Annotated in this window: 18 protein-coding genes; 9 read left to right on the forward strand and 9 right to left on the reverse strand. The window is 39.6% G+C overall.

Annotated features, from left to right (window positions below; all coding sequences use genetic code 11):
- The 4 genes from HCG49_RS17815 to pepE form a co-directional block, all read right to left on the reverse strand.
- The coding region (locus HCG49_RS17815; protein WP_168470837.1) for a hypothetical protein at nucleotides 1-435 on the reverse strand (435 nt) is incomplete at its 3' end.
- Nucleotides 436-627: 192 nt separating this feature from the next.
- Nucleotides 628-1776: a gliding motility-associated C-terminal domain-containing protein gene (locus HCG49_RS17820; RefSeq protein WP_168470838.1), complete on the reverse strand. Its 1149-nt coding sequence runs from the start codon at nucleotides 1774-1776 to the stop codon at nucleotides 628-630.
- Nucleotides 1777-1778: 2 nt separating this feature from the next.
- Complete coding sequence (locus tag HCG49_RS17825; protein ID WP_168470839.1) at nucleotides 1779-4841, reverse strand: beta strand repeat-containing protein; 3063 nt, start codon at nucleotides 4839-4841, stop codon at nucleotides 1779-1781.
- Between the two features lie 350 nt (nucleotides 4842-5191).
- Nucleotides 5192-5884 (reverse strand): dipeptidase PepE, encoded by a 693-nt coding sequence (pepE, locus tag HCG49_RS17830; RefSeq protein ID WP_168470840.1) that lies wholly within the window; start codon nucleotides 5882-5884, stop codon nucleotides 5192-5194.
- A 197-nt stretch (nucleotides 5885-6081) separates the two neighbouring features.
- Here pepE and HCG49_RS17835 point away from each other — a divergent pair, with 197 nt between their 5' ends.
- The 6 genes from HCG49_RS17835 (at nucleotide 6082) to HCG49_RS17860 (ending at nucleotide 11655) form a co-directional block, all read left to right on the forward strand.
- Nucleotides 6082-6840, forward strand: a complete 759-nt coding sequence (locus HCG49_RS17835; protein WP_168470841.1) for a carboxypeptidase-like regulatory domain-containing protein — start codon at nucleotides 6082-6084, stop codon at nucleotides 6838-6840.
- 25 nt (nucleotides 6841-6865) lie between these two features.
- Entirely contained in the window at nucleotides 6866-7705 is an 840-nt protein-coding gene (locus HCG49_RS17840) for a carboxypeptidase-like regulatory domain-containing protein (RefSeq protein WP_317167516.1), read from the forward strand.
- Nucleotides 7706-7810: 105 nt separating this feature from the next.
- Nucleotides 7811-8317, forward strand: a complete 507-nt coding sequence (locus tag HCG49_RS17845) for a DUF6702 family protein (protein ID WP_168470842.1) — start codon at nucleotides 7811-7813, stop codon at nucleotides 8315-8317.
- Between the two features lie 62 nt (nucleotides 8318-8379).
- Complete coding sequence (locus HCG49_RS17850) at nucleotides 8380-10689, forward strand: M1 family metallopeptidase (protein WP_168470843.1); 2310 nt, start codon at nucleotides 8380-8382, stop codon at nucleotides 10687-10689.
- A 128-nt stretch (nucleotides 10690-10817) separates the two neighbouring features.
- Complete coding sequence (locus HCG49_RS17855) at nucleotides 10818-11099, forward strand: twin-arginine translocase TatA/TatE family subunit (protein WP_168470844.1); 282 nt, start codon at nucleotides 10818-10820, stop codon at nucleotides 11097-11099.
- Between the two features lies 1 nt (nucleotide 11100).
- The gene (locus HCG49_RS17860) at nucleotides 11101-11655 is read left to right on the forward strand and encodes a phosphatase PAP2 family protein (RefSeq protein ID WP_168470845.1); all 555 of its coding nucleotides are present in this window, start codon (nucleotides 11101-11103) and stop codon (nucleotides 11653-11655) included.
- On the opposite strand, the gene HCG49_RS17865 is transcribed toward HCG49_RS17860, so the two are convergent.
- The gene (locus HCG49_RS17865) at nucleotides 11638-12279 is read right to left on the reverse strand and encodes an O-methyltransferase (protein ID WP_168470846.1); all 642 of its coding nucleotides are present in this window, start codon (nucleotides 12277-12279) and stop codon (nucleotides 11638-11640) included. The two genes, HCG49_RS17860 and HCG49_RS17865, sit on opposite strands and share 18 nt — an antisense overlap.
- A gap of 81 nt (nucleotides 12280-12360) precedes the next feature.
- On the opposite strand from HCG49_RS17865, the gene HCG49_RS17870 reads away from it, so the two are divergent.
- Genes HCG49_RS17870 through HCG49_RS17880 form a run of 3 tightly spaced genes read left to right on the forward strand, consistent with a single transcriptional unit; the run spans nucleotide 12361 to nucleotide 15326 of the window.
- Nucleotides 12361-12828: a GNAT family N-acetyltransferase gene (locus HCG49_RS17870; RefSeq protein WP_317167518.1), complete on the forward strand. Its 468-nt coding sequence runs from the start codon at nucleotides 12361-12363 to the stop codon at nucleotides 12826-12828.
- Between the two features lie 50 nt (nucleotides 12829-12878).
- Complete coding sequence (gene kynU, locus HCG49_RS17875; protein WP_168470847.1) at nucleotides 12879-14153, forward strand: kynureninase; 1275 nt, start codon at nucleotides 12879-12881, stop codon at nucleotides 14151-14153.
- Between the two features lie 24 nt (nucleotides 14154-14177).
- Nucleotides 14178-15326, forward strand: coding sequence for an MFS transporter (locus HCG49_RS17880; protein WP_168470848.1), 1149 nt, complete (start codon nucleotides 14178-14180; stop codon nucleotides 15324-15326).
- On the opposite strand, the gene HCG49_RS17885 is transcribed toward HCG49_RS17880, so the two are convergent.
- Genes HCG49_RS17885 through HCG49_RS17900 form a run of 4 tightly spaced genes read right to left on the reverse strand, consistent with a single transcriptional unit; the run spans nucleotide 15323 to nucleotide 25190 of the window.
- Entirely contained in the window at nucleotides 15323-16009 is a 687-nt protein-coding gene (locus HCG49_RS17885; protein WP_168470849.1) for a hypothetical protein, read from the reverse strand. The two genes, HCG49_RS17880 and HCG49_RS17885, sit on opposite strands and share 4 nt — an antisense overlap.
- 56 nt (nucleotides 16010-16065) lie before the next feature.
- Nucleotides 16066-18033: an OmpA family protein gene (locus HCG49_RS17890; protein WP_168470850.1), complete on the reverse strand. Its 1968-nt coding sequence runs from the start codon at nucleotides 18031-18033 to the stop codon at nucleotides 16066-16068.
- An 18-nt stretch (nucleotides 18034-18051) separates the two neighbouring features.
- Nucleotides 18052-18960 (reverse strand): type IX secretion system membrane protein PorP/SprF, encoded by a 909-nt coding sequence (locus HCG49_RS17895; protein ID WP_168470851.1) that lies wholly within the window; start codon nucleotides 18958-18960, stop codon nucleotides 18052-18054.
- A gap of 11 nt (nucleotides 18961-18971) precedes the next feature.
- The gene (locus HCG49_RS17900; protein ID WP_205764437.1) at nucleotides 18972-25190 is read right to left on the reverse strand and encodes a Calx-beta domain-containing protein; all 6219 of its coding nucleotides are present in this window, start codon (nucleotides 25188-25190) and stop codon (nucleotides 18972-18974) included.
- Nucleotides 25191-25226: the final 36 nt, after the last annotated feature.

Consider the following 25226-nt stretch of genomic DNA (forward strand, 5'->3'; position numbering starts at 1 on the left):
CCCTTGGGCACCTTTATCACCTTTAGCTCCATCAGCTCCCTTTAATCCCCTTTGACCCGTCAGGTTCGAGGTTGTAAAATATGTTCCGTCCGTATAGTTAAAGGTAATAGTGCCGTTGCCATTGTCCACGGTAGATTTTATGCCAACACTGCTCTTTGATGCATCTGAGGTGTTACAGAGGTTTTGCCATTGAATACCGTTGAAGTAGTGTACGCAATTGGTTTCCGTATTAAAAACTAAAGCCCCACGAAGAGGCTTAATATTTTCCATTTGAGTTGTAGAAACTCTAGTTAAAACAAATGCTTTGGTAGTGCTTTCCAGTTCTATGATGGAGGCTGCATCAATCTTGTTCGGATTTTCTCCAATTTTTACTTGAGCGAAAACAAAATTTGTTATAATTAAAAATAGTAGGGGGAGTATTTTTTTAAAACTCATATATTTTAAGGTGTTAAGGAGCTATAGGATTGTTAAAAATAGAAAACGAAGAAAAGGAGGGCTTCTAAATGTTGTTAACAGTCCTTTTTTTGTGGTGTAGCGCCTTATGTATGAAAGAAATAGATGTTCATCCAAGAAAATAGTTGTTGGACGATTGAAAAGAAAATATCCTGATGAGAGAAAGAGACTGTATTAGCGTTTTAGATACAGAAATCCCTGAAAATTTAGATTAAGGTCTTTCATGGCTATGAGATAAAAATATACTCCGGATGGTAATCCGATTTTACGGTTTATAATCATATTATCACTATTGGCAAATCCGGTAAAACCATTGGTGTAATTAGCTTCAGAATAAACTAAAAGCCCATTCCTATCATATATTTTTAAAGTATCGTCCTTAGAAAGCTCTAATTCCGGAATATACAGCCAATCGTTGATGCCATCGCCATTGGGTGTGACCAAATAATTATCGAGTGTCAATATCTCTTTTGGAGTAGCTACCGAAGCAAAAGTAATAATAGCATAATCGTTGGGTATAAAGTTATCCGAAGTAAGGAATCCCATTGTCAGGTCGCCACTCAAGGCTGTAACCCCTAAATTTACCCAGGACCTACCAGAAATACTCCAACCCACAGGAATTATATTCATAGCGTCTCCGGTAATGGCTGCAATATTACTTCGGGCATTCCAGCTAATACTTACAGTAGAAGAAACACTTCCTTCCAAGTGCCAAAATTCTATGCTACTTATTTCTCCAATGGTCCTTGGTTTTTTATTTAAATCAAAAACTTGAGGAAAGCTAGGAGGGCTAGTAGGGTTTTCAAAATAATAGGCACATTTGGCAAAGGTGTTGGTGTCATTACTGTTTAAAATTAAAGGACGAAACTGCTCTTCATCTCCTATAGGAAAAGTAAAGTTTTGTTGATTGTTTACGCCTGCATAGCCATCGATTTTGGAAAAGTCATTTTCGCCCACAGAGAAGGCAGCTTCCAGAAAATTAAAATGAATATTTGGTTGTGGTCTAGGGGAGATGAAGTTTCCGATGACAAAATTGGTGTTGTTAATCACGTTTAAACCAGTATCGAGAAGCACTCCCTTGTCATTCGCTATCTCCGTATCATAGAATTCTGGGATAAAAGCTCCTGAAACCGTAATGGTATTATTTCCATAAAATCCCGCCAGGCCCAAGTTTTGGTCAAAGGAGGAATTGTTGATCAGACTCGTATGAAAGCCAATCTGCCCTTGATCGTGTATTCGGATGTTACCATTGTTAAACAAGGCTGTTTGGGCTTGTAGATTAAGCGCGAATAAAAGAAGCAGTATGTGGACATACATTTTCATCCTTAATTTATTTGCTGCCAGTTGACCCCATCACTTTGGAGTTGGGTGACACCAGGAGAAACATTTGTTTCGTTATTTCCGTTACTATCGAGATAGTCTGTTATAGGAATATCTATAGCTGAAATATTTTTTATGATATAAATACGTCCTGTATTGTCAGTTGAGGGGGCCGGTAAAAATATGGTTGTAACCGCATCGCCTACAATTACTGTATGATCACTGTCCGTGATTATTACTGCTAATGAGTTGTCACTTCTAATATTTGTAGAAAAAGATCCCCCAGTATGGAGGGTAGAGTTAGGAGTAGGGGTTCCGATACCTACCCTTTGATTAGGATCGATAGTTATGGCTTCCGTTCCATCCGTAGCAAATCGGAGCCACCCAATAGATCCAGCAGACCTATACATTCCGGTATTTAAATCGTCTTCAAAGCGATAAGAAGGAAGGTTCGGAGTGCCGTTAGCGTTAAGAATAGCCGAGCCCCTTATAGCACCAACAACTTGTAGCTTATGGGTAGGTGAGCTTGTGCCTACTCCTAGGCGATTATTGGTGGAGTCCCAAAATATTTCTGAATTATTTTCAATGGGCGGACCCGTTCCAGAGCCATCATCACTGGCAAAAAATATAGATCCTGAAGTGCCCGTGATGGTGGTTGTTGGGCTAGCCCATGTAGCCGTTCCTGCACCATCTGTCGTCAATACCTGGTTTGCGATTCCTCTGTCGGTTGGTAGGGTAGTGGACGTTGGACCATTGTTGATAGTTGTTTGACCAGATATATCTAAAGAGCCTGTTACTGAAGTATTCCCAGAAGTCAGGGTACCTGTGGTGGAAACAGGAAAGGCGCCAAAATCAGGGTCTATTTTAGTTCCTTGAATGGCTGCCAAGGATGATATATCTATATCTTCTATGGTACTATCGGTAATTTTTTCGGAGGTAATTTGATCATCGGCCACCGAAAATACGGTCCCAACCAGGGTAAGGGCCTCCCCCGGAGTATAGGTAGTATTATTGTCTACGGGTAGCGATTGCCAATTGGCTGCTCCTGCACCATCGGTGGTTAATACCTGATCTGGGGCTCCTCTGTCTGTTGGTAGGGAAGTAGAAGCTGGACCATTGTTGATAGTTGTTTGACCTGTTATATCTAAGGAGCCTGTTACAGAAGTATTTCCAGAAGTCAGGGAGCCTGTGGTGGAAACAGGAAAGGCGCCAAAATTTGGGTCTATTTTAGTTCCTTGAATGGCTGCCGAGGGAGATATATCTATATCTTCTATGGTACCATTGGTGATTTTTTCGGAAGTAATTTGATCATTGGCCACCGAAAATTCATTATCCACTGAAAGGGCCAGTGCTTCTCCCGGAGTATAGGTAGTGTTATTGTCAACGGGTAGCGATTGCCAATTGGCTGCTCCTGTACCATCGGTTGTTAATACCTGATCTGGAGCTCCTCTGTCCATGGGTAAGGTAGTGGCATTTAAGCCTGAATTAATAGTTGTTTGTCCTACAATTTCTAAGGTTCCATTTACTGTAGCATTTCCAGAAGTAAGCGTACCTGTTGTAACTACTGCAAGAGTACCAAAGTCAGGGGCTATTTTAGTTCCTTGAATGGCTGCCGAGGGCGATATGTCGATGTCAGTAATGGTGTTGTCCAAAATTTCATTGGAGGTAATACCATCCGTGTTCACAGCCAAGGTATATGGAGAAATGTTATCCCCATCTCCCGATCTTATTAAGGTCGAATTTGTGGCTCCCGTAATTTCATTTCCAATAATACCATCCGTCTCGGTAACAATTAAATCAGATTCCCCAACTAAAAGCCATTCATTTCCATCCCATCGCATTAGTTGTCCTGCTGGACCTCCATCGGCCAACTTTGATAGGGTAACGTGCCCATCTAATAATATATCGGAATTGACGGAATTAAATGCAATATGAGGGGTGCCCACTTGGAAGTCTGCTATTTTTTCCGAAGTAATCGCATCATCTCTTATTTGAAGGCCATTGGTTGGGTCAATTTCTATGGTAGTTCCATCTACATTTACCTGTAAATCCATACCCACTAGGGCCGAATTGTTCATGACACCACTAATGCTCCCATCGGATGAAATTATATCCTCTCCTAAACTAGCGGCGGTCGTTGCTGCCTCTTGCCATTCTGGGTCACCATTGGCATCGGTCCCTAAAATTTTATTGGCATCAATTATTCCTTGTGTCCCTATTTTTTCAGTAGTAATTCCATTATCAGAAACCCTAACCCTAGCGGTTAATAGGGTAGCGCCCGTTCCGCCTTCTATAGTAATGGAACTATCTCCCACCTCCAAATTTTGCCCTAGGATATTGTTGCTGTTTAAGGGTGCCCATACTGCTGTTGGTTGAGGAGGATTACCTGCAATTTGGGTTTGAAGTACATCATTTAATAAGCCTGCTTGCATTTTTATAGCAGTAATGGATCTATTCTGTATGTGAAATCCTCCATTAATGGCAGTGCTCGAAATATCTTCCCTGGTAATACTTCGATCTTTAATATGGGTGCCATTTATTTCAGCAACCTTAAAATCATAATTATTGTTGGTTTTGGTAATCGTTATGGTAGAGTCTGAAGAAAAAGTATTGATGTTTAAGGAGTCCAAAGCCACAGTTAAAGAGGAGTTATTGCTGTCTGTTAAAACCAAGTTGCCGTTCTCTAGAAGAAAACTAGTGTTGGTGGTGTTAAGAATAATAGTAGTGTTTTGGTCGGCATTGGTAAATGTATAGGTGCCATCACCATTGTCTACCAAACTAATATTCCCCGAATTGGTTAGGGCATCACAGAGATTTAACCATTGGGTTCCATTGTAATAATGTATGCAATTAGAATCTGTATTATAGATTAATGCGCCTTGAAGAGGAATAATGGCGTTCATTTGTGGGGTACTGATCCGCGTAATTACTAAGACTCTAGTGCTGCTTTCCAATTCTAATACTGATCCGGGGGCTATATTTTGTGGGTTATCCCCAATTTTAATTTGCCCTTGGGCAGAAATGCCAAACAGTAGGAGAAAAAATAGGAGGAAGCTATAGGTTTTCATCTGTTTATGTTTGTTGTTTTCCACTAGTAAACGAAAACCTTATGTTGTTAAAATACACGTTCCTTTTTGGGGACGAATACTATTATAGCGGTTTTCTTAGTTTAAGATAGGTTGGAACCGCCATGGACGAACATAGGACACTTTCCGTAAACGCAATGGTTTGTACTCCATCGAACAATGTCCCGATAGTCATGGGTAATGTAAGCTTGATAAGTTCGATTCTTAGCAAGATAAGATGGTCTTATGGTGTTAAGAATCATGGGGTTAACAAAAATAGAATTATAAAGGCATAATTCTATTTTTATCGGCTAAAATACTTTAGTTAATAGTTAAAAGGATTTTTAATTCCGTTAAAAGGGAATGACTTGACTTTCGTAAGGTGTTTTTCCAGCTTCAAAGATGCGGGCACTGCCCTTTCCTTTTAGGCTATTTTGATTTCCATGGACCATTATATAGTCTCCTTCTCTTAATCCAATGACAGGGGTCGCATTAAATACATGGAACTCACGTATACGGGTTTCCCTAGTTTCCCCTTTGTGGGTACTGTTAGGATCTGGGTCTAAATAATGAGGGTTTAAATTAAAATTGACAATTCCTAAAGTATCAAAACTAGGCGGATAGGCAATGGGCATGTCATTTGTAGTTTTCATGCTGGGGCCAGCAATATTGCTACCTGCACTAGTGCCAAAATAAGGGGTTCCTGCTTCTATTTTATTTCTTAATGGCTCTAATAGTTGTAATTCATGAAGTTGTTGTACCAAAAGAAAGGTGTTGCCTCCTCCAGTATAAAAAGCTTCGGCTTCGGAAATTGCTTTTATTGGGTCTTTATAAGTATGTAACCCTATAACTTTTTTATCGATTTTAGCAAAAGCTGTTGCCACCATGGTTGTATAGTCGTCATGGGAAATACCTCCAGGTCTGGCATATGGAATGAAAGTGACTACATTAATGCCTATAAAAAAAGATTGTAGCTCTTTTAATAAATATTCTAAATAGCTTTGTCCAAACAAAGTCGAAGTACTGGCAAGTAATAATTTTTTCATATTTTATTTTTCCAATAATGCGCTCAAACTACAAATTAACAAAAGATTAATGGTCCATTTCTTTTTTTAAAGGCCAACTTAAATTTTCTTTATCTCCTTAATCATCTGACATGCATCAATAAATGGGAGGTGTAAGGGAAAAGTTTTATATGAAAACACCCAATTTATAGCTTAATTTATCTAAATTTATATAAAAAATGCGACAAATATATTTCTTTATAATTACCTTTTTTATGATAACCGTTGGGTACTCTCAAGACGATGGGAGAATATATTTAAGGGGACAGGTACTTTATAGAGATGTAAACGTTCCCAATGAAAACGTAATTAATGTAAATACAGAAAAAGCTACTATTACAAATGATAATGGCGAGTTTGGGATTTATGTAAAAGAAGGAGATGAGATTGTTTTTACAGCCATTAATTACCAATTAAAGGTTGTTAAGGTTACCGATGAGATTCTTAAGAAAAATCGTTTGGTGGTTGAAGTAAAAGAAAAAGTCACGGAATTGGATGAGGTGGTGGTAACACCGGAAAATCAAGAGAAATTTATTCAGGTTACCAATAAGGAACTTCTTTTGCAAAAGTATGAGTACGAGACAGACCGTTCTACCGAGGTCGAAAATATTGCGATGTCACAATCTGAAAAAGGCATGAAGGATGGGTTGAATTTTGTTAATATTTTTAAAGCGCTCCTAAATACAACCAAAGGGGATAAAGCACAGGCAGAAAGAGCTCCTTTAAAAGTGAGCGAAGTATTAAGACAGGTGTATGATGATGAATTTTTTGTAGTAGATCTAAAACTTCCACAAGACAAGATAAACGAATTTTTATTGTATTGCGATGCTCAGGTGCCAGGGCAATCCTTGTTGAAGAAAAGTAATGAATTTCAGTTAATAGATTTTTTGGTAACCCATAGCAAGACCTTTTTAAACGAATTGAAAGTCCAAGAATAAGGCTATTTAGAATATGCTGTTGGCGGTGAAGTCTTTGGTTTATATGGTGTTTTTTGAAGAAATGGGACGGTTAGGGAAATGGGCCTTTAAAGTATTATTGCTTTTTATAGGATTATGTGCCATCTCTACATATGGCTATGGTCAAAGGTTGGGAGAAAAAACAATAGAAGGAAAAGTGTATAGTAAAGATGGTGATGTTGCCGCAACACATGTATTAAATACCACTACAAAGAAAGCTACAATCACCAATACAGATGGGTTTTTTACAATTGTTGTACATCTCAATGATACGCTAGTTTTTTCCGCGGTGCAATATAAAAGGAAAGACATTGTGATAAGTTCAGCTATTCTCGAAAGTTCCTTTTTATCCATTCCTTTAGAGGAGTCTAATATAGCTTTGGACGAGGTTATTGTAATGCCTTATAATTTAAGTGGAGATTTAAGTAGGGATATGGGGAATATGACCACTGCAGCTGTTGTTACTTCCAGTACCCTAGGGCTTCCAAATGCATATGTGAAAATACCCACAAAGGCAGAAAGGCAATTGTTCGAAGCTACTTCTGGCGGTGGATTTATTCCGCTGTTTCCCATAATTAATGGTATTAGTGGGCGCACAAAACAATTGAAAGAATTGGTGGCCTCCCAAAAAAAATATGCCAGAACGGAAAGGGTTAAAAGTTTTTACCAAGACTCGGTTTATGTAAAGGCCCTTAATATACCTCAAGAAAAATTAAACGATTTTTTTTACTTCTGTGAAATAGACCCCGTCTTTTCAATGCTCGTAGAAACAGGAGATCAATTAAAACTTTGGGATTATTTAAAAGTAAAAAGCCTACATTATCTAGAAAACAATGGTTTGAGGTAGAAAATATACATGGGGAGTGACAATGGCAATAAGGAAGTATTTTATAAATGCTAAAAGAAATATTGGTGCGGTCATTGCTTACTTTTGTTGCTTAAAATAATATCGATGCGATTTTTAAAAAAGTTTATTTTTATATTAATAATACCAACCCTGGCTTTTACTACGGCTCATAAGTTTTATGTGAGTGTTAGCAATATAGCCTATTCCGAAAAGGATCAATCCCTGCAAATAACGACCCGTGTTTTTATTGACGATCTTGAGAAAGCACTGGAAGAACGTTATGGAGTTAAGACAAAATTAGCCACAAAAAACGAGGTTGCAAATGCTTCCGAGTACATAGAGAAATACTTGAACGCAAAATTTAATATTTCTGTGAATGGGGAACCTAAACAGTATGTTTTTATAGGGAGAAAGTACGATACCGATATGGTTATCTGTTATTTGGAAGTACCAAAGGTCAACTTAAAAACAACCACAACTATAGGCGTGCAAAACGAGTTGTTAATGGATGTTTTTGAGGAACAACAAAATATTGTTCATTTTAAAATCAATGGCAAAAAGAAAAGTTTTATTCTTATAAAAGAGAGTAATAAAGGAATGTTAAATTTATAACATTCGTTAAGGTTTCTTTAAAAAAGAGTTAATTTTCGTCCGCTAATAAATTAAATAACAAAATGAACAAACTAAAACATGTCTTTGCTTCACTATTGTTCTTGTTTGCTGCTTTGGGTGTGGCGCAGGAAGTTGTGAAAAAAGAAAGAGAACCTGGTCATCTTAATCAAAATAGGTTTAAACAAATGTACGAGGAGTTTGCTACTCCAAATACTTATAGGTCTGCTTCAGGTGCCCCAGGGCCTGATTACTATCAACAGCAGGCAGATTATAAGATGGACATAGAATTGGACGATAAAGAAGCTAAACTTTATGGGACAGAGACTATTACTTATACCAATAATTCTCCTGATGACTTAGAGTACCTATGGGTACAATTAGACCAAAACGTAAGATCTAAGGATTCTAAATCTCCATTACGAAATGGTAGCGGGGTTCCGATGGCAGATCAGGTGGAAGGTTTTGTACAAAAATACATGAACGAGCCTTTCGATGGTGGATTTAATATTGAATACGTAAAAGATGCTAGTGGAAATCCATTGCCATATACCATCAATCAAACAATGATGCGTATAGATCTACCACAAGTATTAAAGAGCAAAAGTCAAGTGTCTTTCTCTATAAAATGGTGGTACAATATTCCTGATCATACCCTCACTAGAGCTCGGTCTGGCTATGAATACTTTCCTAAAGATGGAAACAGAGCTTATGTAATTGCGCAGTTCTTTCCAAGAATGGCCGTGTATAGTGATGTTGAAGGATGGCAAAACCATCAATTTTGGGGAAATGGAGAGTTTGCCCTTCCTTTCGGAGACTACGAAGTAAATATCACCGTTCCTGCAGATCATATTTTGGATGGTACTGGAGAACTTCAAAATAGAAAACAAGTATTTACCAAAGAAATGCTTAAGCGTTATGAGGAGGCTACAAAATCTTACGATAAGCCGGTAATCATAGTGTCGCAAGAAGAGGCCGAAGCAGCTGAAAAAGGATTCTCTGAAAAAAAGAAAACTTGGAAACTAAAGGCTAAAAATGTAAGGGACTTTGGTTTTGCCACTTCTCGTAAATTTATTTACGATATGCAGGCCGTAAAAGTAGGAGAAAAAGATGTTATGGCTATCTCTATGTATCCTAAAGAAGGAAATCCTCTTTGGGAAGAATATTCTACCAAGGCAGTAGCCCATACATTGAAATCTTATTCTAACTATACCTTTGATTATCCGTATTCGAAAGCTATTTCTGTTCATGCCAAGAACCAAGGAATGGAGTACCCAATGATTTGTTGGAATTATGGTAGACCAAATGAAGACGGTACCTACTCTGATAGAGTAAAGTATGGAATGATCTCAGTAATTATTCATGAAGTGGGACACAACTTTTTCCCAATGATCGTTAACTCTGACGAGCGCCAGTGGGGATGGATGGATGAAGGTTTGGATACCTTTTTACAATATGTCGCAGAACAGGAATTTGGTGAAATTTATCCAGAAGCCATTCACCCTAATAGTAAATATCCTTCTAGAAGAGGAGAGGCTTCTAAGATTGTTCCTTACATGGCTGGAGATCAAAGTACTATTGCCCCAATCATGTCTAACCCAGAAAATGTATACCAATTAGGAGCAAATGCTTATGGGAAACCTGCAACGGCCCTAAATATTCTTAGGGAAACTGTAATGGGTAGAGAGTTGTTCGATCACGCTTTTAAAACCTATGCACGCCGTTGGATGTTTAAACATCCTTCCCCGGAAGATTTTTTTAGAACCATGGAGGACGCCTCGGCGGTAGACTTAGATTGGTTTTGGAGATCTTGGTTCTATACTACGGATTATGTAGATATAGGAGTGAAGGATGTAAAGAAATACTATGTTTCTAATCAGCCTTCAAAAAAAATGCAGGAATATATGGCAGCCAGAAACATAACGGAAGCAGATTTACCTCCTTTGGTGTATTTGGCAGAAGAAGATAGTGAAGATTTTAATCCAGAACTAAAAGGTAAAGCGCCTTCTGAAAATTCTGTGCCTCTAAAAGAATTTATGATGGATAAGTTGACTGCCGCAGAACGCGATGCCATAAAAGAGCCAAAATATTTTTATGAGGTTACTTTCGAAAAACCGGGAGGAATTCCAATGCCGCTGATCGTAGAGTACACTTATGCTGACGGCAGCAAGGAAAACATTACCTATCCACCTCAGATTTGGAGAAAAAATGATAAGGAAGTAAAACGTGTTGTTACTTCTCAAAAAGAATTGGTAGGGATTGTTGTAGATCCTAAGGCCGAAACGGCTGATATTGATACCACCAATAATTCTTGGCCTTCTAAGGAGGTGGAATCGGATTTTGATGTGTTTAAACAGAATGTCCAAGGAGAATAATTAAGTGTATTAGTATAAAAAGGCCCTATCATCAACCAGTGATAGGGCCTTTTTAGTTCTTTTAAATTCCTAAAAAAAGTTAACTGTTTTTTATATGCAACTGAAAAACTTCTGATTATATTTGTGACATGTTTAGTACGATAATTTTATTCATAAGCGGAGCCGAAATATTCTTTATCATGTTTATCGTGGTAATGGTTTTTGGAGCTGACAAAATTCCGGACATAGCCAAGGGCTTAGGGAAGGGTATGCGTCAATTAAGGGACGCAACAGATGATATTAAGCAAGAAATTCAGAAAAGTGCCGATAAACAAGGTATAGACACGAGTTTTACCAATGATATCCGAAACGAGATTGATAAGGTAAAAGAAAGCGTTGATGACGTGACTGGCGTTGTCAAAAGGAAGTAGTATGTTCGAAAAATTACTGGAGTGGGACAGGAATAGTTTTATTTTTTTAAACAACCTGGGAATCGAGGGGTACGACCTGTTCTGGTCTTCAATCACTAATTTTTCTACTTGGATTCCACTTTTTGTTTTGTTTCTTGTACTTATCTTCAAAAACTATCCTAAGAAGGAAGCTTTGTCGATGTTTATTACCATTATTGGTACCGTTATTCTTATTGCCATAGTAACTGGTGTTGTAAAGGAAATGATCGCAAGACTGCGACCAGCCGATAATGACGAATTAAAATCATTGATCAGAGTGCTTGTAGACCCTTATGGTTTTAGTTTCTTTTCTGGTCATGCCGCAAGTTCCTTTGGTATTACCACCATCGTTTATCTATTCTTGAAAGAAAAAATTAATTGGGGTCTTATCTTTTATATATGGCCGCTCCTTTTTGTCTTCAGCCGCATATATGTAGGGGTGCATTACCCATTAGACCTCATAGTAGGGGCAATGGTAGGGATACTATTTGCAGTGTTTAGCTATAGGTTGTACAAAGGATTAAAGTACCCTGCTTAAGGTAAGACCATCCCTAATCGGTAGCAAAACGGTTTCTACTCTAGGGTCTTCTTTTAATTTTCTGTTATACTCCAATAAAACTTTAGTGGCTTTGTCCTTCGGGTTTAAAGGCTCAACGACCTTTCCGGACCAAAGCACATTGTCGGAAAGTATAATGCTTCCTGGGCGACATTTCTTTATGCAAGCTTCAAAGTAATGGTCATAACTAACCTTTTCTGCATCTATAAAAACCAGATCAAAAACAATGTCCAAAGTAGGGATAATATCTAAGGCATCCCCAGCATGCTGTATGATTTGTGGGCCGTAATCACTAGCGTTAAAATATTTCCTTTGAATATCATATAATTCCTCATTGATGTCAATAGTGTGCAATGTACCCTTCTTTTGTAAGCCTTCGGCAAGACAAAGGGCAGAATAGCCGGTATATGTTCCAATTTCTAAAATAGCTTTGGGACCTATTATTTTAGACAAAAGGCTTAATACCCTTCCCTGAAAATGCCCCGTTATCATTCTAGGCTGAATTACCTTTAAATGGGTCTCCCGGGTCAGTTGTTGCAATAATTCCGGCTCATTCTCAGAATGATCAGTTAAATATTTTTCCAATAAGGGAGATAAAAAATGCATATTCAAATTTTTGCAAAACTATGGAATTATCCGGTACTTTAGAAGTTTAGTTAAATACCTATCAGTAATATCTATATTCTTATGATGGAAAAATTTGTCTCTAGAACGGCCACTTTGGAAGATCTTGATGTTTTATTAAGATTCGAACAAGGAATAATTTTGGCAGAAAGGCCTTATGACAACACTCTAAAGGAAGATCCTATTACCTATTATGATCTTAAAGAATTAATTTTATCTAAAGATTCCGAAGTGGTAGTTGTTCTTCATGGTGATAAAATTATAGGATCTGGCTACGCTAGAATAAGACAGGCGAAACCATATTTAAAGCACCAAGAATATGCTTATTTAGGATTTATGTATACAGATCCAAGGTATAGGGGTAAAGGGATTAATCAACAGATTATGGAAACCCTTAAAAAATGGTCAAGGTCAAACGGACTCACAGAGCTTAGATTAACGGTGTATAATGATAATGCTCCGGCCATATCGGCTTATGAAAAAGTGGGCTTTAAAGCCCATATTTTAGAAATGCGAATGGATGTTGATTGAAACCTTTCAGTTCGTTGGGTAATTTGTATTTTTGAAAAAAAAAGCTGTTTATGGAATTTGAAAATTCATTGAATTTTGCACAAGAATTAGATGCTAAGGACCCGTTGAGGAAATATAGGGAACAATTTCATTTTCCAAAGGTTAATGATAAAGATGTGATCTATTTTACGGGGAATTCATTAGGCTTGCAACCAAAGCGTACGCAACAATTCGTGGATGATATCATGGCCGATTGGAAGGACCTTGCGGTAGATGGACATTTCCATGCCGAAAAATCTTGGTGGGACTATCATGAAAGATTGGCAGCACCCTTGGCAAAAGTGGTAGGAGCCAAACCTCAGGAAGTTTCCGTAATGAATACCCTAACAGTAAATCTCCACATGTTAATGGTCTCCTTTTACAGGCCAACCAAAACCAGATATAAAATAATTTGTGAAGAAAAAGCCTTTCCCTCAGATCAGTATATGCTTAACAGTCAAGTTAAGTTTCATGGGTTAGATCCGAACGAGGCTATTGTAGAGGTGAAAAAAAGGGAAGGTGAGAATTTTTGGAGAACCGAAGATATTATAGCTACAATTAATGAAGTTGGAGATGAATTGGCGTTGTTGCTTATTGGAGGGGTGAATTATTACAATGGGCAGGTTTTTAATATGAAAGAAATTACCAAAGCCGCTAAGGATCAGGGGGCTTATGTTGGGTGGGATTTGGCTCATGGAGCAGGAAATGTAGCTCTTGAATTGCATGATTGGGGAGTAGATTTTGCCGCTTGGTGCAGTTATAAATACATGAACAGTGGGCCTGGGAATGCTTCAGGGATCTTTGTACATGAACAATATTTAAATACTACCGATATCCCAAGGTTTGAAGGATGGTGGGGAACAAAAAAGGAAACACGATTCTTAATGAAACCCGAGTTCGAGCCTATGCCAAATGCCGATGCATGGCAGGTAAGTAACCCTCCCGTTTTATCTCTTGCCCCATATTTAGCTTCATTAGAAATGTTTGAAGAAGTAGGGATGAAGGCCTTAATTGATAAAAGGAATACTATTGTTGCTTATTTAGAGTTTGTACTTGGCGAAATTGATAATGAGGTCCAGGGGTCTTTTGAAATACTTACCCCAAAGGATAGAGGCTGTCAATTATCTGTATTTCTTCATGGCCAAGGGAAGGCCTTATTTCATTATTTAATGGATCAAGGGGTGATTACCGATTGGAGGGAACCTAATGTTATAAGATTAGCTCCTGCACCTTTTTATTGTTCATATGAAGACATGTTCCGATTTGGGCAAATACTAAAGAAAGGCATCACTAAAAACTTATCTTAGGCTTTATAATTTTTGCCCTTATTTATGAGATCACTGGTACTAATTCTATCCAATTCCCGATATTTTGGTCCTTCTTGGGTTTTTGCAAGTGTTAATCTTTTATTTGGTACTTGGGCGATTTACATTCCAACAGTAAAAGAAAAATTGGGTATTGATAAGGCAGATTTAGGGTTTGCTCTTTTTTTCTTGTCTTTGGGGGTGTTCACTGTTTTTCCATTTGCAGCAAAAATAATTAATAGAATAGGAGTAGGAAGGGCTACTTGGTTTGGGGTTTTGTGGTGTTGCTTAGCGGCGTTACTACCATTGATGGCTACTAATTATTATAGTTTATTAGGGGGACTTTTTATCTTTGGAGCCGGTACGGGATTCACCGATATTTCTATGAATACGCTAGTCACTGAAATAGAAAAAGAAGACAAACAGTACTTTATGTCGGCCTCACATGGTTTTTTTAGCTTGGGGGGTGTACTGGCAGGCTTGGGTAGCTTTTTTGTTGTCCCAATAGGGAATCCTGTTGTTCATATGGTAGGGGCTGTTTGCCTTGTATTCATCGTTAATTTTATTTTTCATTTTGGATATAAAAAGGTGGTTTCAGTGAAAATACCAAAGGTTCCCTTTAACCTCAAATTGTATAAACCACTACTCGTTTTAGGACTTATTTCTTTTATAGTTATGGGGAGCGAGGGGGCTGTTGTAGATTGGAGCGGTTTGTTTTTAAAGGAAATAAGTATGGCTCCTGAATCTCTTATAGGGGCTGGATTCCTTGGTTTTTCTATCACTATGACGGTAGGAAGATTTTTAGGCGATAGTATTTGTACAAAATTAAGTGCTATTGCCATGATAAGCCTTGGTACAGTAATAGCAATAATCGGTTATGTGCTCGTATTGAGCACAATTACTTATTTGGCAATAAGCGGATTTGCCTTAATTGGATTGGGATTTTCGGTAATTATTCCTGTTCTTTTTAGAATTGGAGGGAATTTGGAGGGAGTGGAATCATCCCAAGGAGTTTCCTTTATAGCAGGAACTGGATATTTAGGATTTTTGTTGGGACCAGTGATCCTTGGTTTTTTAGCAGAAAGTTACTCCCTAAAACATAGCTTTACAGCTCTGCTGGCCTGTGCTGCAGTAGTTTTAGGGACTACTTATATTCTAAAAAAGTCAAAAGACTAAGGTGTCTTGAAGGTAATTTTTAAATGATTAAAATATAGTTTAAAACTGCCGTCCTCATTTTTGTGCATGGTAGCTAATTGTAAGCCATTATGGGCTTTATAATCTTCCCATGTTGTAGTAACGGAAGCCGTAGATTGGTTTCCTCTTCGAAACACCCACTCCTTGATTAAAAAATCATCGCCAAAATAAAAGTCATAGGCGTCACCAGGAGTATAACCACCCTCGTTTCCATAAACAATCGTTAATTTTTGCAATGGAGTTTTACTAATTGGGGCTACCGCTTCCTTTTGATGTTCGAAGGAAAAATTACTACGATCCCACATGAGGTTAAAGGGAGCCAAGAACCAATATTTGTCATTGATGAAGTTACCATTGATTTTAGAGGATATGCTGTCTAATTTATGGCGATTATAAGTAATGGTATCTTGGTTGACTATAGCTATAACATCATTTGTTTCAGTGTTCCAAACCCAACTGCGCTGATAGTGTGTGGTATCCCGATCAACATTAAATGTGAAGGCTATTTCTTTAACTTTTTTCCAATCTTGAAAACCATGGGCATTCGCAACTTTTTCTAAAATAGATACTTCATTGTTTACAACTGCTATTTTGGTTTTCTTTGGATCTTTACAGCCAAATAAGCTAAATATTATGCCAAATGCTACTATAATCTGTTTGTTCATTTAAGGATTTTTTTTCAAAGATAAGGCTTATTAGATCCTCAGGGAATAAATCTAATTTAATAGGGCTGAGCCTTAGGTTGAGGTTTCTTTATGAGACCGTTTTTCATCTGAATAATAGGGAATTCGGTTCTTCTATTTAATTCCAATTCATCGTCGGTACAGTCACTCTTGCCAGTACAATTATTGATCAGCATCCTTTTTCCATATCCTTTATAAGACAATATATGTTCTACAGGAACGCCATGGCCAATTAGGTATTCATAAGTTGATTTGGCCCTTCTTTCAGATAAATTGTCATTGTAGGCGTGGCTTCCTACCGGATCGGTATGGGCTTCTAAACGTATGATCATTTCGGGATATGTAACGGTCATCAATTTTACAACCTTATCTAGTTCCATAGCAGCATCGGGTCTGATATCAGCCTTGTTAAAATCGAAATATATTTTTTTAAGATTGGCCAAAAGCTTAAGGTCAAGTACGGGTTCCAATACAATATCCTGGCGTATTACCCTAGTCGTAATGGGAGTGTTAAAGGTGCTAAAAAACACCTCGGCAGTAGGGTGTGTCCTCCTAGAGGCTGTTATCATATAATTGGTAGCCCTATTGATAAACATTTTGTAATACCCATTTTCATCGGTTTCTATTTCACCAACTTTAGTGTTCATAGTTTGATCAAATAACGATATCCGTACACTGTCCAAAACTTTGTCATTGATGCCGTCGGTGACATATCCCTCTAAGGTAAGGGACGGGGTGAATTTAAATTTATAAATATCATCACTTCCTTTTCCTCCTTCACGGTTAGAGCTTATATATCCTGTAATGCCATCTTCATGGGCAAAGAAGCCAAAATCATCACTAGAGCTGTTAATAGGAGTACCTAGGTTAATAACATCTACAATCTCATTGTTTTCATTGGCAATGGTAGAAAAGATGTCTAACTGTCCAAAACCTACATGACCGTCAGAGGAAAAAAACATTTGACCTTCCTTGTTTATAAAGGGAAACATTTCATTGCCTTCGGTATTTACTACTGGACCAGCATTTATAGATGGTCCTATAGCGCCTCGTTCATGAATTTCAGAGTAATAAATATCTGTTCCTCCAAATCCGCCAGGCCTATCGGAAGTATAATAAAGCCTTTTGCCATCTGGACTAATAAAGGGATGTCCGGTAGAATAATAGTCGCTATTAATACGAAGACTTCTATTTACTTTCCATTCACCTTCAACCTTTATGGCGCTGAAAATTTTGAGGTTAATTTCGTTCTGGGCACCATAACCTTCTTTATTTTTGAAATAATTGTTCCTTGTAAAGTATATAACCGTGTCTTTCTTATAGTCCGTGGTGAAAATCAGGGAGCTTTCATGGAATTTTGTGTTAATATTACCTTTTATTTTTACTGGAATTGATTCTGGATCCTCTTCATTTACTACAAAAATATCTAACCAAGGCTCGTCATTCCAGCCGTAATTACTGCCACTGACCAAATCCTTCCTAGAAGAGGAAAAATAAAGTCGTCCCTCATGGGCAAAGCTGCCAAAGTCGCTTTCAGTGGAGTTAAAGGGAAGTGTAAAAACATCGTATCGCTGCCTACTGTTAAAAACCACAGAAGCTAGGTTTCCTTCTTTCAAAAACCTCCTCAACCTAGAATCGTTTTTATTGTATTTTTTATATTTTTTGAGCCAACTCTCGGCCTCTTCTTGTTGGCCATCACTGTAAAGGGCCATACCATACTTAAAATAATAATCCGTTGCCACATTGGGATTGTTAATAATGGCTTTGAAATGCGGAATGGATTTTTTGAAATCCCTGATTAATAAGTAGCACTCTGCCAACTGCTGATGCGCATAGGCTTCATTAAAACCACTTTCGATCATTTTTTCATATTCCTTAATGGCTTTGGCATATGAAAATTGTCCAAAATAATAATCCCCTTTTTTTTGTGCTCCGTATTGTGCCATAACTAGCGATGAGCTCAACAATAGTAAGATTATGATAATATTGTTTATATAGTTTTTCATGAGCAATAACTTTTATTTCTAGAAATATCGTGGTGATTTGGCGGGTCCTTTTTTCTTAAATGCCAATTCATAGATGAGTATGATCTCATGGGTTCCATTAGAATAGGGTTTTAGATCGCCCCTGGGAATATCGTATGAATAGCCTAATCTTATGTCTTTGGAAACCTGAAAGTCAATTATTGCTCCAAAATTGTCGGAATCATTGAACCTATAGGAAACGCCTAACCATAATTTTTCCAAGAAAAGGAAGTTGGCCGTGACATCAAAAGATGATGGAGCTCCATTGGTGAATTTTGACAGCACTGTGGGTTTAAATTTAATGTTAGGTGAAATATCAACGACAAACCCTCCAATGGCATAATAACTGTTTCGTTCAAGAGCTTGAAACTCCCCTTTGTTAAGGTCGGTGGTAAGCATCCTTGGAGACGAAAACCCTAGGTACCACCTTTTAGTGGTATAATAAATTCCTGCTCCTATATTAGGTGACCAGTTGTTGAAATTAGAATCGAAAAAGGGATCATTGGGATCCGGATTTTCTAATTGATAATTGGTAAATCCTGCTTTTAATCCAAAAGACAATTTTGATTCTTCACTAAATAACAAGCTGTATGAAAAGTCGCCATAAACATAATTAGTGCTTTCATATCCTAAATGGTCATTAATATAAGAAATTCCTAGTCCGATCCGCTCATTTCTAAGCGGAGTATGCACAGAAACAGTGGTTGTTTGAGGGTTGCCCTCCAATCCTGCCCACTGATTTCTGTGTAGTGCCGTTAAATTTAGAGTACCCCTACTACCTGCATAGGCAGGATTTACAGAAATGGTGTTATACATATATTGGGTAAACTGTGGTAGTTGTTGGGCAGAAACCACCGAGCTAAAGGCCAATGTCAGTATTACTAAATGTCTAGTTTTTATAGCTTTCATGTGGTCTGAGTTTATTTAGTACCTAAATAGATGTAACCATTTATAGGTTTGATGTTTTTGTTAGTTATATTGATGATGTAATAATAGGTTCCCGCCGGAAGCATTCCTGCGCCTCCAAAAGATCCCTTCGGACCATTTCCACCCCAATCATTCTTGTAATCTTGAGACTGGTACACTTTTGAACCCCATCGGTTAAAAATCATCAGTTCAAATTTAAAATCACAGTAATCAACGCCGGTAATCGTAAAGAAGTCATTGATGCCATCTCCATTGGCCGTTACGGTTTTAGAAGGAATGATCTGTTCCCTACCACAGGGTACACAGTCCTTGTTAACAACAATAGTAAAGTCAACATAGTACTTACATTCCGAATCCGTATCGCTGTAAGAGATGAGGTATTCTCCGATTTCTAAATTGGCAGGATTAAAAATACTACCATTCAATTCCGCATTTCCGCTGACAACGGTAAAGGTCCCGTCGGTTTCAAAAGAACTCGGTAGATAGGAGATTAAGTCAATAGAAGGGTCTTCTACACATATGTCTATAGTGACCGTTTCTTTATCGGGTTGCATCACAAAAATAATTTGCTCTAGGTTCTCAACATTGTTACAGGCATCAGTAGCCTCCCATGATCTTATGATCATATAGTCATCGGTTTCTTCCGAGAACCTAGTGACTTCTGAAAATACAACTTGATGTGATCCGCAACCACCCTCGAATTCAATATTAGGCACCTCGGGTATTTCATCCCCGCACATGATGGTCACTTCCTCATCATACGTACTGAAGGTAACGAACTCTATAGGAATGGTTAATGTTTGGGTGTGAGAAGTGCTGTTTCCAGCGCAATCCGTTGCAGTCCAGGTTCTGGTTATTACATAGCCAAGAGCACAATTGGCATCGTTGGTTACGGTTTCAGTAAATACTACCTCTACGTTTTGATCGCAATTGTCTATAGCGGTCAGTTCTGCTGCTTCTGGAACTTCATTACATTGAACCGTTATATCTTGTGGCAACGCCTCTACAAATGTTGGTGCTACTGTATCTTCAACGATAATTTGCTGTGTATATACCCGAATATTGCCTACACAATCGGTCATGGTCCATGTTCTATTAATGAAATATTCTGTGGCACATTCATCGTCCTGACCAGTAATGGTTTCCTCAAAAATTTCGGAATAACTACAGTTTGTGCCGTCTAGGCTGATTACAGGTACCTCAGGAATGTCATCACAACTTACCGTGACATCGCTAGGGAAATCATCGTCACTATCATTATCAATAATGGTTCCCGTGGCTTGCGGAGTAATGATTGGTATCAGGTTTATCGAAAGGTTAGATATGTTTACGGTGAAGCTCTCCGTTGTTTCAATAATGATATCATCAATGATCGGCACGGTTATCTCATAGGATTCCCCATCGTTACCATCAAAGGTAAGCGTCCCGTTGGTCAGAGTATAATCATCCGGTTCAACGGCAGTACCATCATTGGTGGTATAATCCAACGTGAACCCTCCTTGAACGTTTCCGCTAAGGACTACTGTAAAGGTAGCGGTCCCTGCATCTTCGTTTACGGTGATATCGGTGTTTTCAAAACTGATTCCTGTAGTACCCGTAGCATCGTTGTCCAAGATGTTTCCATTTGCCTGTGGGGTCAAAATCCCGATAAGGGTAGTGGACAGGTTGGAAAGGTCGACTAGGAAGTTTTCCGTCGGCTCAATCACTAGGTCATCAATGATCGGCACGGTAATCTCATAAGATTCACCATCGTTACCATCAAAGGTAAGCGTTCCGTTGGTCAGTGTATAATCATCCGGTTCAACGGCAGAACCGTTGTTCGTTGTATAATCCAATGTAAATCCTCCCTGAACGTTTCCGCTAAGCACTACGGTAAAGGTGGCAGTACCGGCATCTTCGTTTATGGTGACATCGGTATTTTCAAAACTGATTCCAGTAGTGCCAGTGGCATCGTTGTCCAGGATGTTTCCATTTGCCTGTGGGGTCAAAATCCCGATAAGGGTAGTGGAGAGGTTGGAAAGGTCGACTAGGAAGTTTTCCGTTGGCTCAATAATGTTATCATCAATGATCGGTACGGTAATCTCATAAGATTCACCATCGTTACCATCAAAGGTAAGCGTTCCGTTGGTCAGTGTATAATCATCCGGTTCAACGGCAGTACCATCATTGGTAGTATAATCCAATGTAAATCCTCCTTGAACGTTTCCGCTAAGGACTACTGTAAAGGTAGCAGTACCGGCATCTTCGTTTACGGTGACATCGGTATTTTCAAAACTGATTCCAGTAGTGCCAGTGGCATCGTTGTCCAGGATGTTTCCATTTGCCTGTGGAGTCAAAATCCCGATAAGGGTAGTGGAGAGGTTGGAAAGGTCGACTAGGAAGTTTTCCGTCGGCTCAATCACAAGGTCATCAATGATCGGCACGGTAATCTCATAGGATTCCCCATCGGTTCCTGCAAATGTAAGCGTCCCGTTGGTAAGGGTATAATCATCCGGTTCAACGGCAGAACCGTTGTTCGTTGTATAATCCAAGGTAAACCCTCCCTGAACGTTTCCGCTTAGCACTACGGTAAAGGTAGCGGTCCCTGCACCCTCGTTTACGGTGACATCGGTGTTTTCAAAACTGATACCTGTAGTACCAGTGGCGTCGTTGTCCAGGATGTTTCCATTTGCCTGTGGGGTCAGAATCCCGATCAGGGTAGTGGAGAGGTTGGAAAGGTCGACTAGGAAGTTTTCCGTTGGCTCAATAATGTTATCATCAATGATCGGCACGGTAATCTCATAGGATTCTCCATCGGTTCCCGCAAATGTAAGGGTGCCCTCTGTCAATGTATAATCATCCGGTTCAACGGCAGAACCGTTGTTCGTGGTATAATCCAATGTAAACCCTCCTTGAACGTTTCCGCTAAGCACTACTGTAAAGGTAGCAGTACCTGCATCTTCGTTTACGGTGATATCGGTGTTTTCAAAACTGATTCCTGTAGTACCAGTAGCATCGTTGTCCAGAATGTTTCCATTTGCCTGTGGGGTCAAAATCCCGATCAGGGTAGTGGAGAGGTTGGAAAGGTCGACTAGGAAGTTTTCCGTTGGCTCAATAATATTATCATCAATGATCGGTACGGTAATCTCATAGGATTCCCCATCGGTTCCCGCAAATGTAAGGGTGCCCTCTGTCAGTGTATAATCATCCGGTTCAACGGCAGAACCATCATTGGTAGTATAATCCAAGGTGAATCCTCCTTGAACGTTTCCGCTAAGCACTACCGTAAAGGTGGCAGTTCCTGCATCTTCGTTTACGGTGACATCGGTATTTTCAAAACTGATTCCTGTAGTACCAGTAGCATCGTTGTCCAGGATGTTTCCATTTGCCTGTGGGGTCAAAATCCCGATAAGGGTAGTGGAGAGGTTGGACAGGTCGACCAGGAAGTTTTCCGTTGGCTCAATAATGTTATCATCAATGATCGGTACGGTAATCTCATAGGATTCCCCATCGTTACCATCAAAGGTAAGCGTCCCGTTGGTCAGTGTATAATCATCCGGTTCAACGGCAGAACCATTGTTCGTGGTATAATCCAATGTAAACCCTCCTTGAACGTTTCCGCTAAGCACTACTGTAAAGGTGGCAGTACCTGCATCTTCGTTTACGGTGATATCGGTGTTCTCAAAGCTGATTCCTGTAGTACCTGTAGCATCGTTGTCCAGGATGTTTCCATATGCCTGTGGGGTCAGAATCCCGATCAGGGTAGTGGACAGGTTGGACAGGTCGACCACGAAATTTTCCGTCGGCTCAATCACAAGGTCATCAATGATCGGCACGGTAATCTCATAGGATTCACCATCGTTACCATCAAAGGTAAGCGTCCCGTTGGTAAGGGTATAGTCATCCGGTTCAACGGCAGAACCATTGTTCGTGGTATAATCCAAGGTAAATCCTCCTTGAACGTTTCCGCTAAGTACTACTGTAAAGGTGGCAGTACCTGCATCTTCGTTTACGGTGATATCGGTATTTTCAAAACTGATTCCTGTAGTACCTGTAGCATCGTTGTCCAGGATGTTTCCATTTGCCTGTGGAGTCAAAATCCCGATAAGGGTAGTGGACAGGTTGGAAAGGTCGACTAGGAAGTTTTCCGTCGGCTCAATCACAAGGTCATCAATGATCGGCACGGTAATCTCATAGGACTCCCCATCGTTACCATCAAAGGTAAGCGTCCCGTTGGTAAGGGTATAGTCATCCGGTTCAACGGCAGAACCGTTGTTCGTGGTATAATCCAAGGTAAATCCTCCTTGAACGTTTCCGCTAAGTACTACTGTAAAGGTGGCAGTACCTGCATCTTCGTTTACGGTGATATCGGTATTTTCAAAACTGATCCCTGTAGTACCTGTAGCATCGTTGTCCAGGATGTTTCCATTTGCCTGTGGGGTCAAAATTCCGATCAGGGTAGTGGACAAGTTGGAAAGGTCGACTAGGAAGTTTTCCGTCGGCTCAATCACAAGGTCATCAATGATCGGCACGGTAATCTCATAGGATTCACCATCGTTACCATCAAAGGTAAGCGTCCCGTTGGTAAGGGTATAGTCATCCGGTTCAACGGCAGAACCGTTGTTCGTGGTATAATCCAATGTAAATCCTCCCTGAACGTTTCCGCTAAGTACTACTGTAAAGGTGGCAGTACCTGCATCTTCGTTTACGGTGATATCGGTGTTTTCAAAACTGATTCCTGTAGTACCAGTAGCATCGTTGTCCAGAATGTTTCCATTTGCCTGTGGGGTCAGAATCCCGATCAGGGTAGTGGACAGGTTGGACAGGTCGACCACGAAGTTTTCCGTCGGCTCAATAATGTTATCATCAATGATCGGCACGGTAATCTCATAGGATTCCCCATCAGTTCCTGCAAATGTAAGCGTTCCGTTGGTCAGTGTATAATCATCCGGTTCAACGGCAGTACCATCATTGGTGGTGTAATCCAATGTAAATCCTCCCTGAACGTTTCCGCTAAGCACTACGGTAAAGGTAGCAGTACCTGCATCCTCGTTTACGGTGATATCGGTGTTTTCAAAACTGATTCCTGTTGTTCCAGTGGCGTCGTTGTCCAGGATGTTTCCATTTGCCTGTGGGGTCAGAATCCCGATCAGGGTAGTGGACAGGTTCGAAAGGTCGACCACGAAGTTTTCCGTCGGCTCAATAATGTTATCATCAATGATCGGCACGGTTATCTCATAGGCTTCCCCATCGGTTCCTGCAAATGTAAGCGTCCCGTTGGTCAGTGTATAATCATCCGGTTCAACGGCAGTACCATCATTGGTGGTGTAATCCAATGTAAATCCTCCTTGAACGTTTCCGCTAAGCACCACGGTAAAGGTGGCAGTACCGGCATCTTCGTTTACGGTGATATCGGTATTCTCAAAACTGATTCCTGTAGTACCTGTAGCATCGTTGTCCAAAATGTTTCCATTTGCCTGTGGGGTCAGAATCCCGATCAGGGTAGTGGACAGGTTGGAAAGGTCGACCACGAAGTTTTCCGTCGGCTCAATAATGTTATCATCAATGATCGGTACGGTAATCTCATAGGATTCCCCATCGGTTCCTGCAAATGTAAGCGTTCCGTTGGTCAATGTATAGTCATCCGGTTCAACGGCAGAACCATCATTGGTGGTGTAATCCAATGTAAATCCTCCCTGAACGTTTCCGCTAAGCACCACGGTAAAGGTGGCAGTACCGGCATCTTCGTTTACGGTGATATCGGTATTCTCAAAACTGATTCCTGTAGTACCTGTAGCATCGTTGTCCAAAATGTTTCCATTTGCCTGTGGGGTCAGAATCCCGATCAGGGTAGTGGACAGGTTGGAAAGGTCGACTAGGAAATTTTCCGTCGGCTCAATCACAAGGTCATCAATGATCGGTACGGTAATCTCATAGGATTCCCCATCGGTTCCTGCAAATGTAAGCGTTCCGTTGGTCAATGTATAGTCATCCGGTTCAACGGCAGAACCATCATTGGTGGTATAATCCAATGTAAATCCTCCTTGAACGTTTCCGCTAAGCACTACGGTAAAGGTGGCAGTTCCTGCATCTTCGTCTACGGTGATATCGGTATTTTCAAAGCTGATTCCAGTAGTACCTGTAGCATCATCATCCAGAATATTCCCAGTAGCGGTGTTGGTGGTGTTTCCATCAACAAACCCAATTCCCAGGTTCGATTGTATATTGGACAATTCTACGGTAAAGGCCTCGCTAGGCTCAATGATAGC

It is taken from the genome of Arenibacter sp. 6A1, assembly GCF_012272855.1.
GTDB lineage: Bacteria > Bacteroidota > Bacteroidia > Flavobacteriales > Flavobacteriaceae > Arenibacter.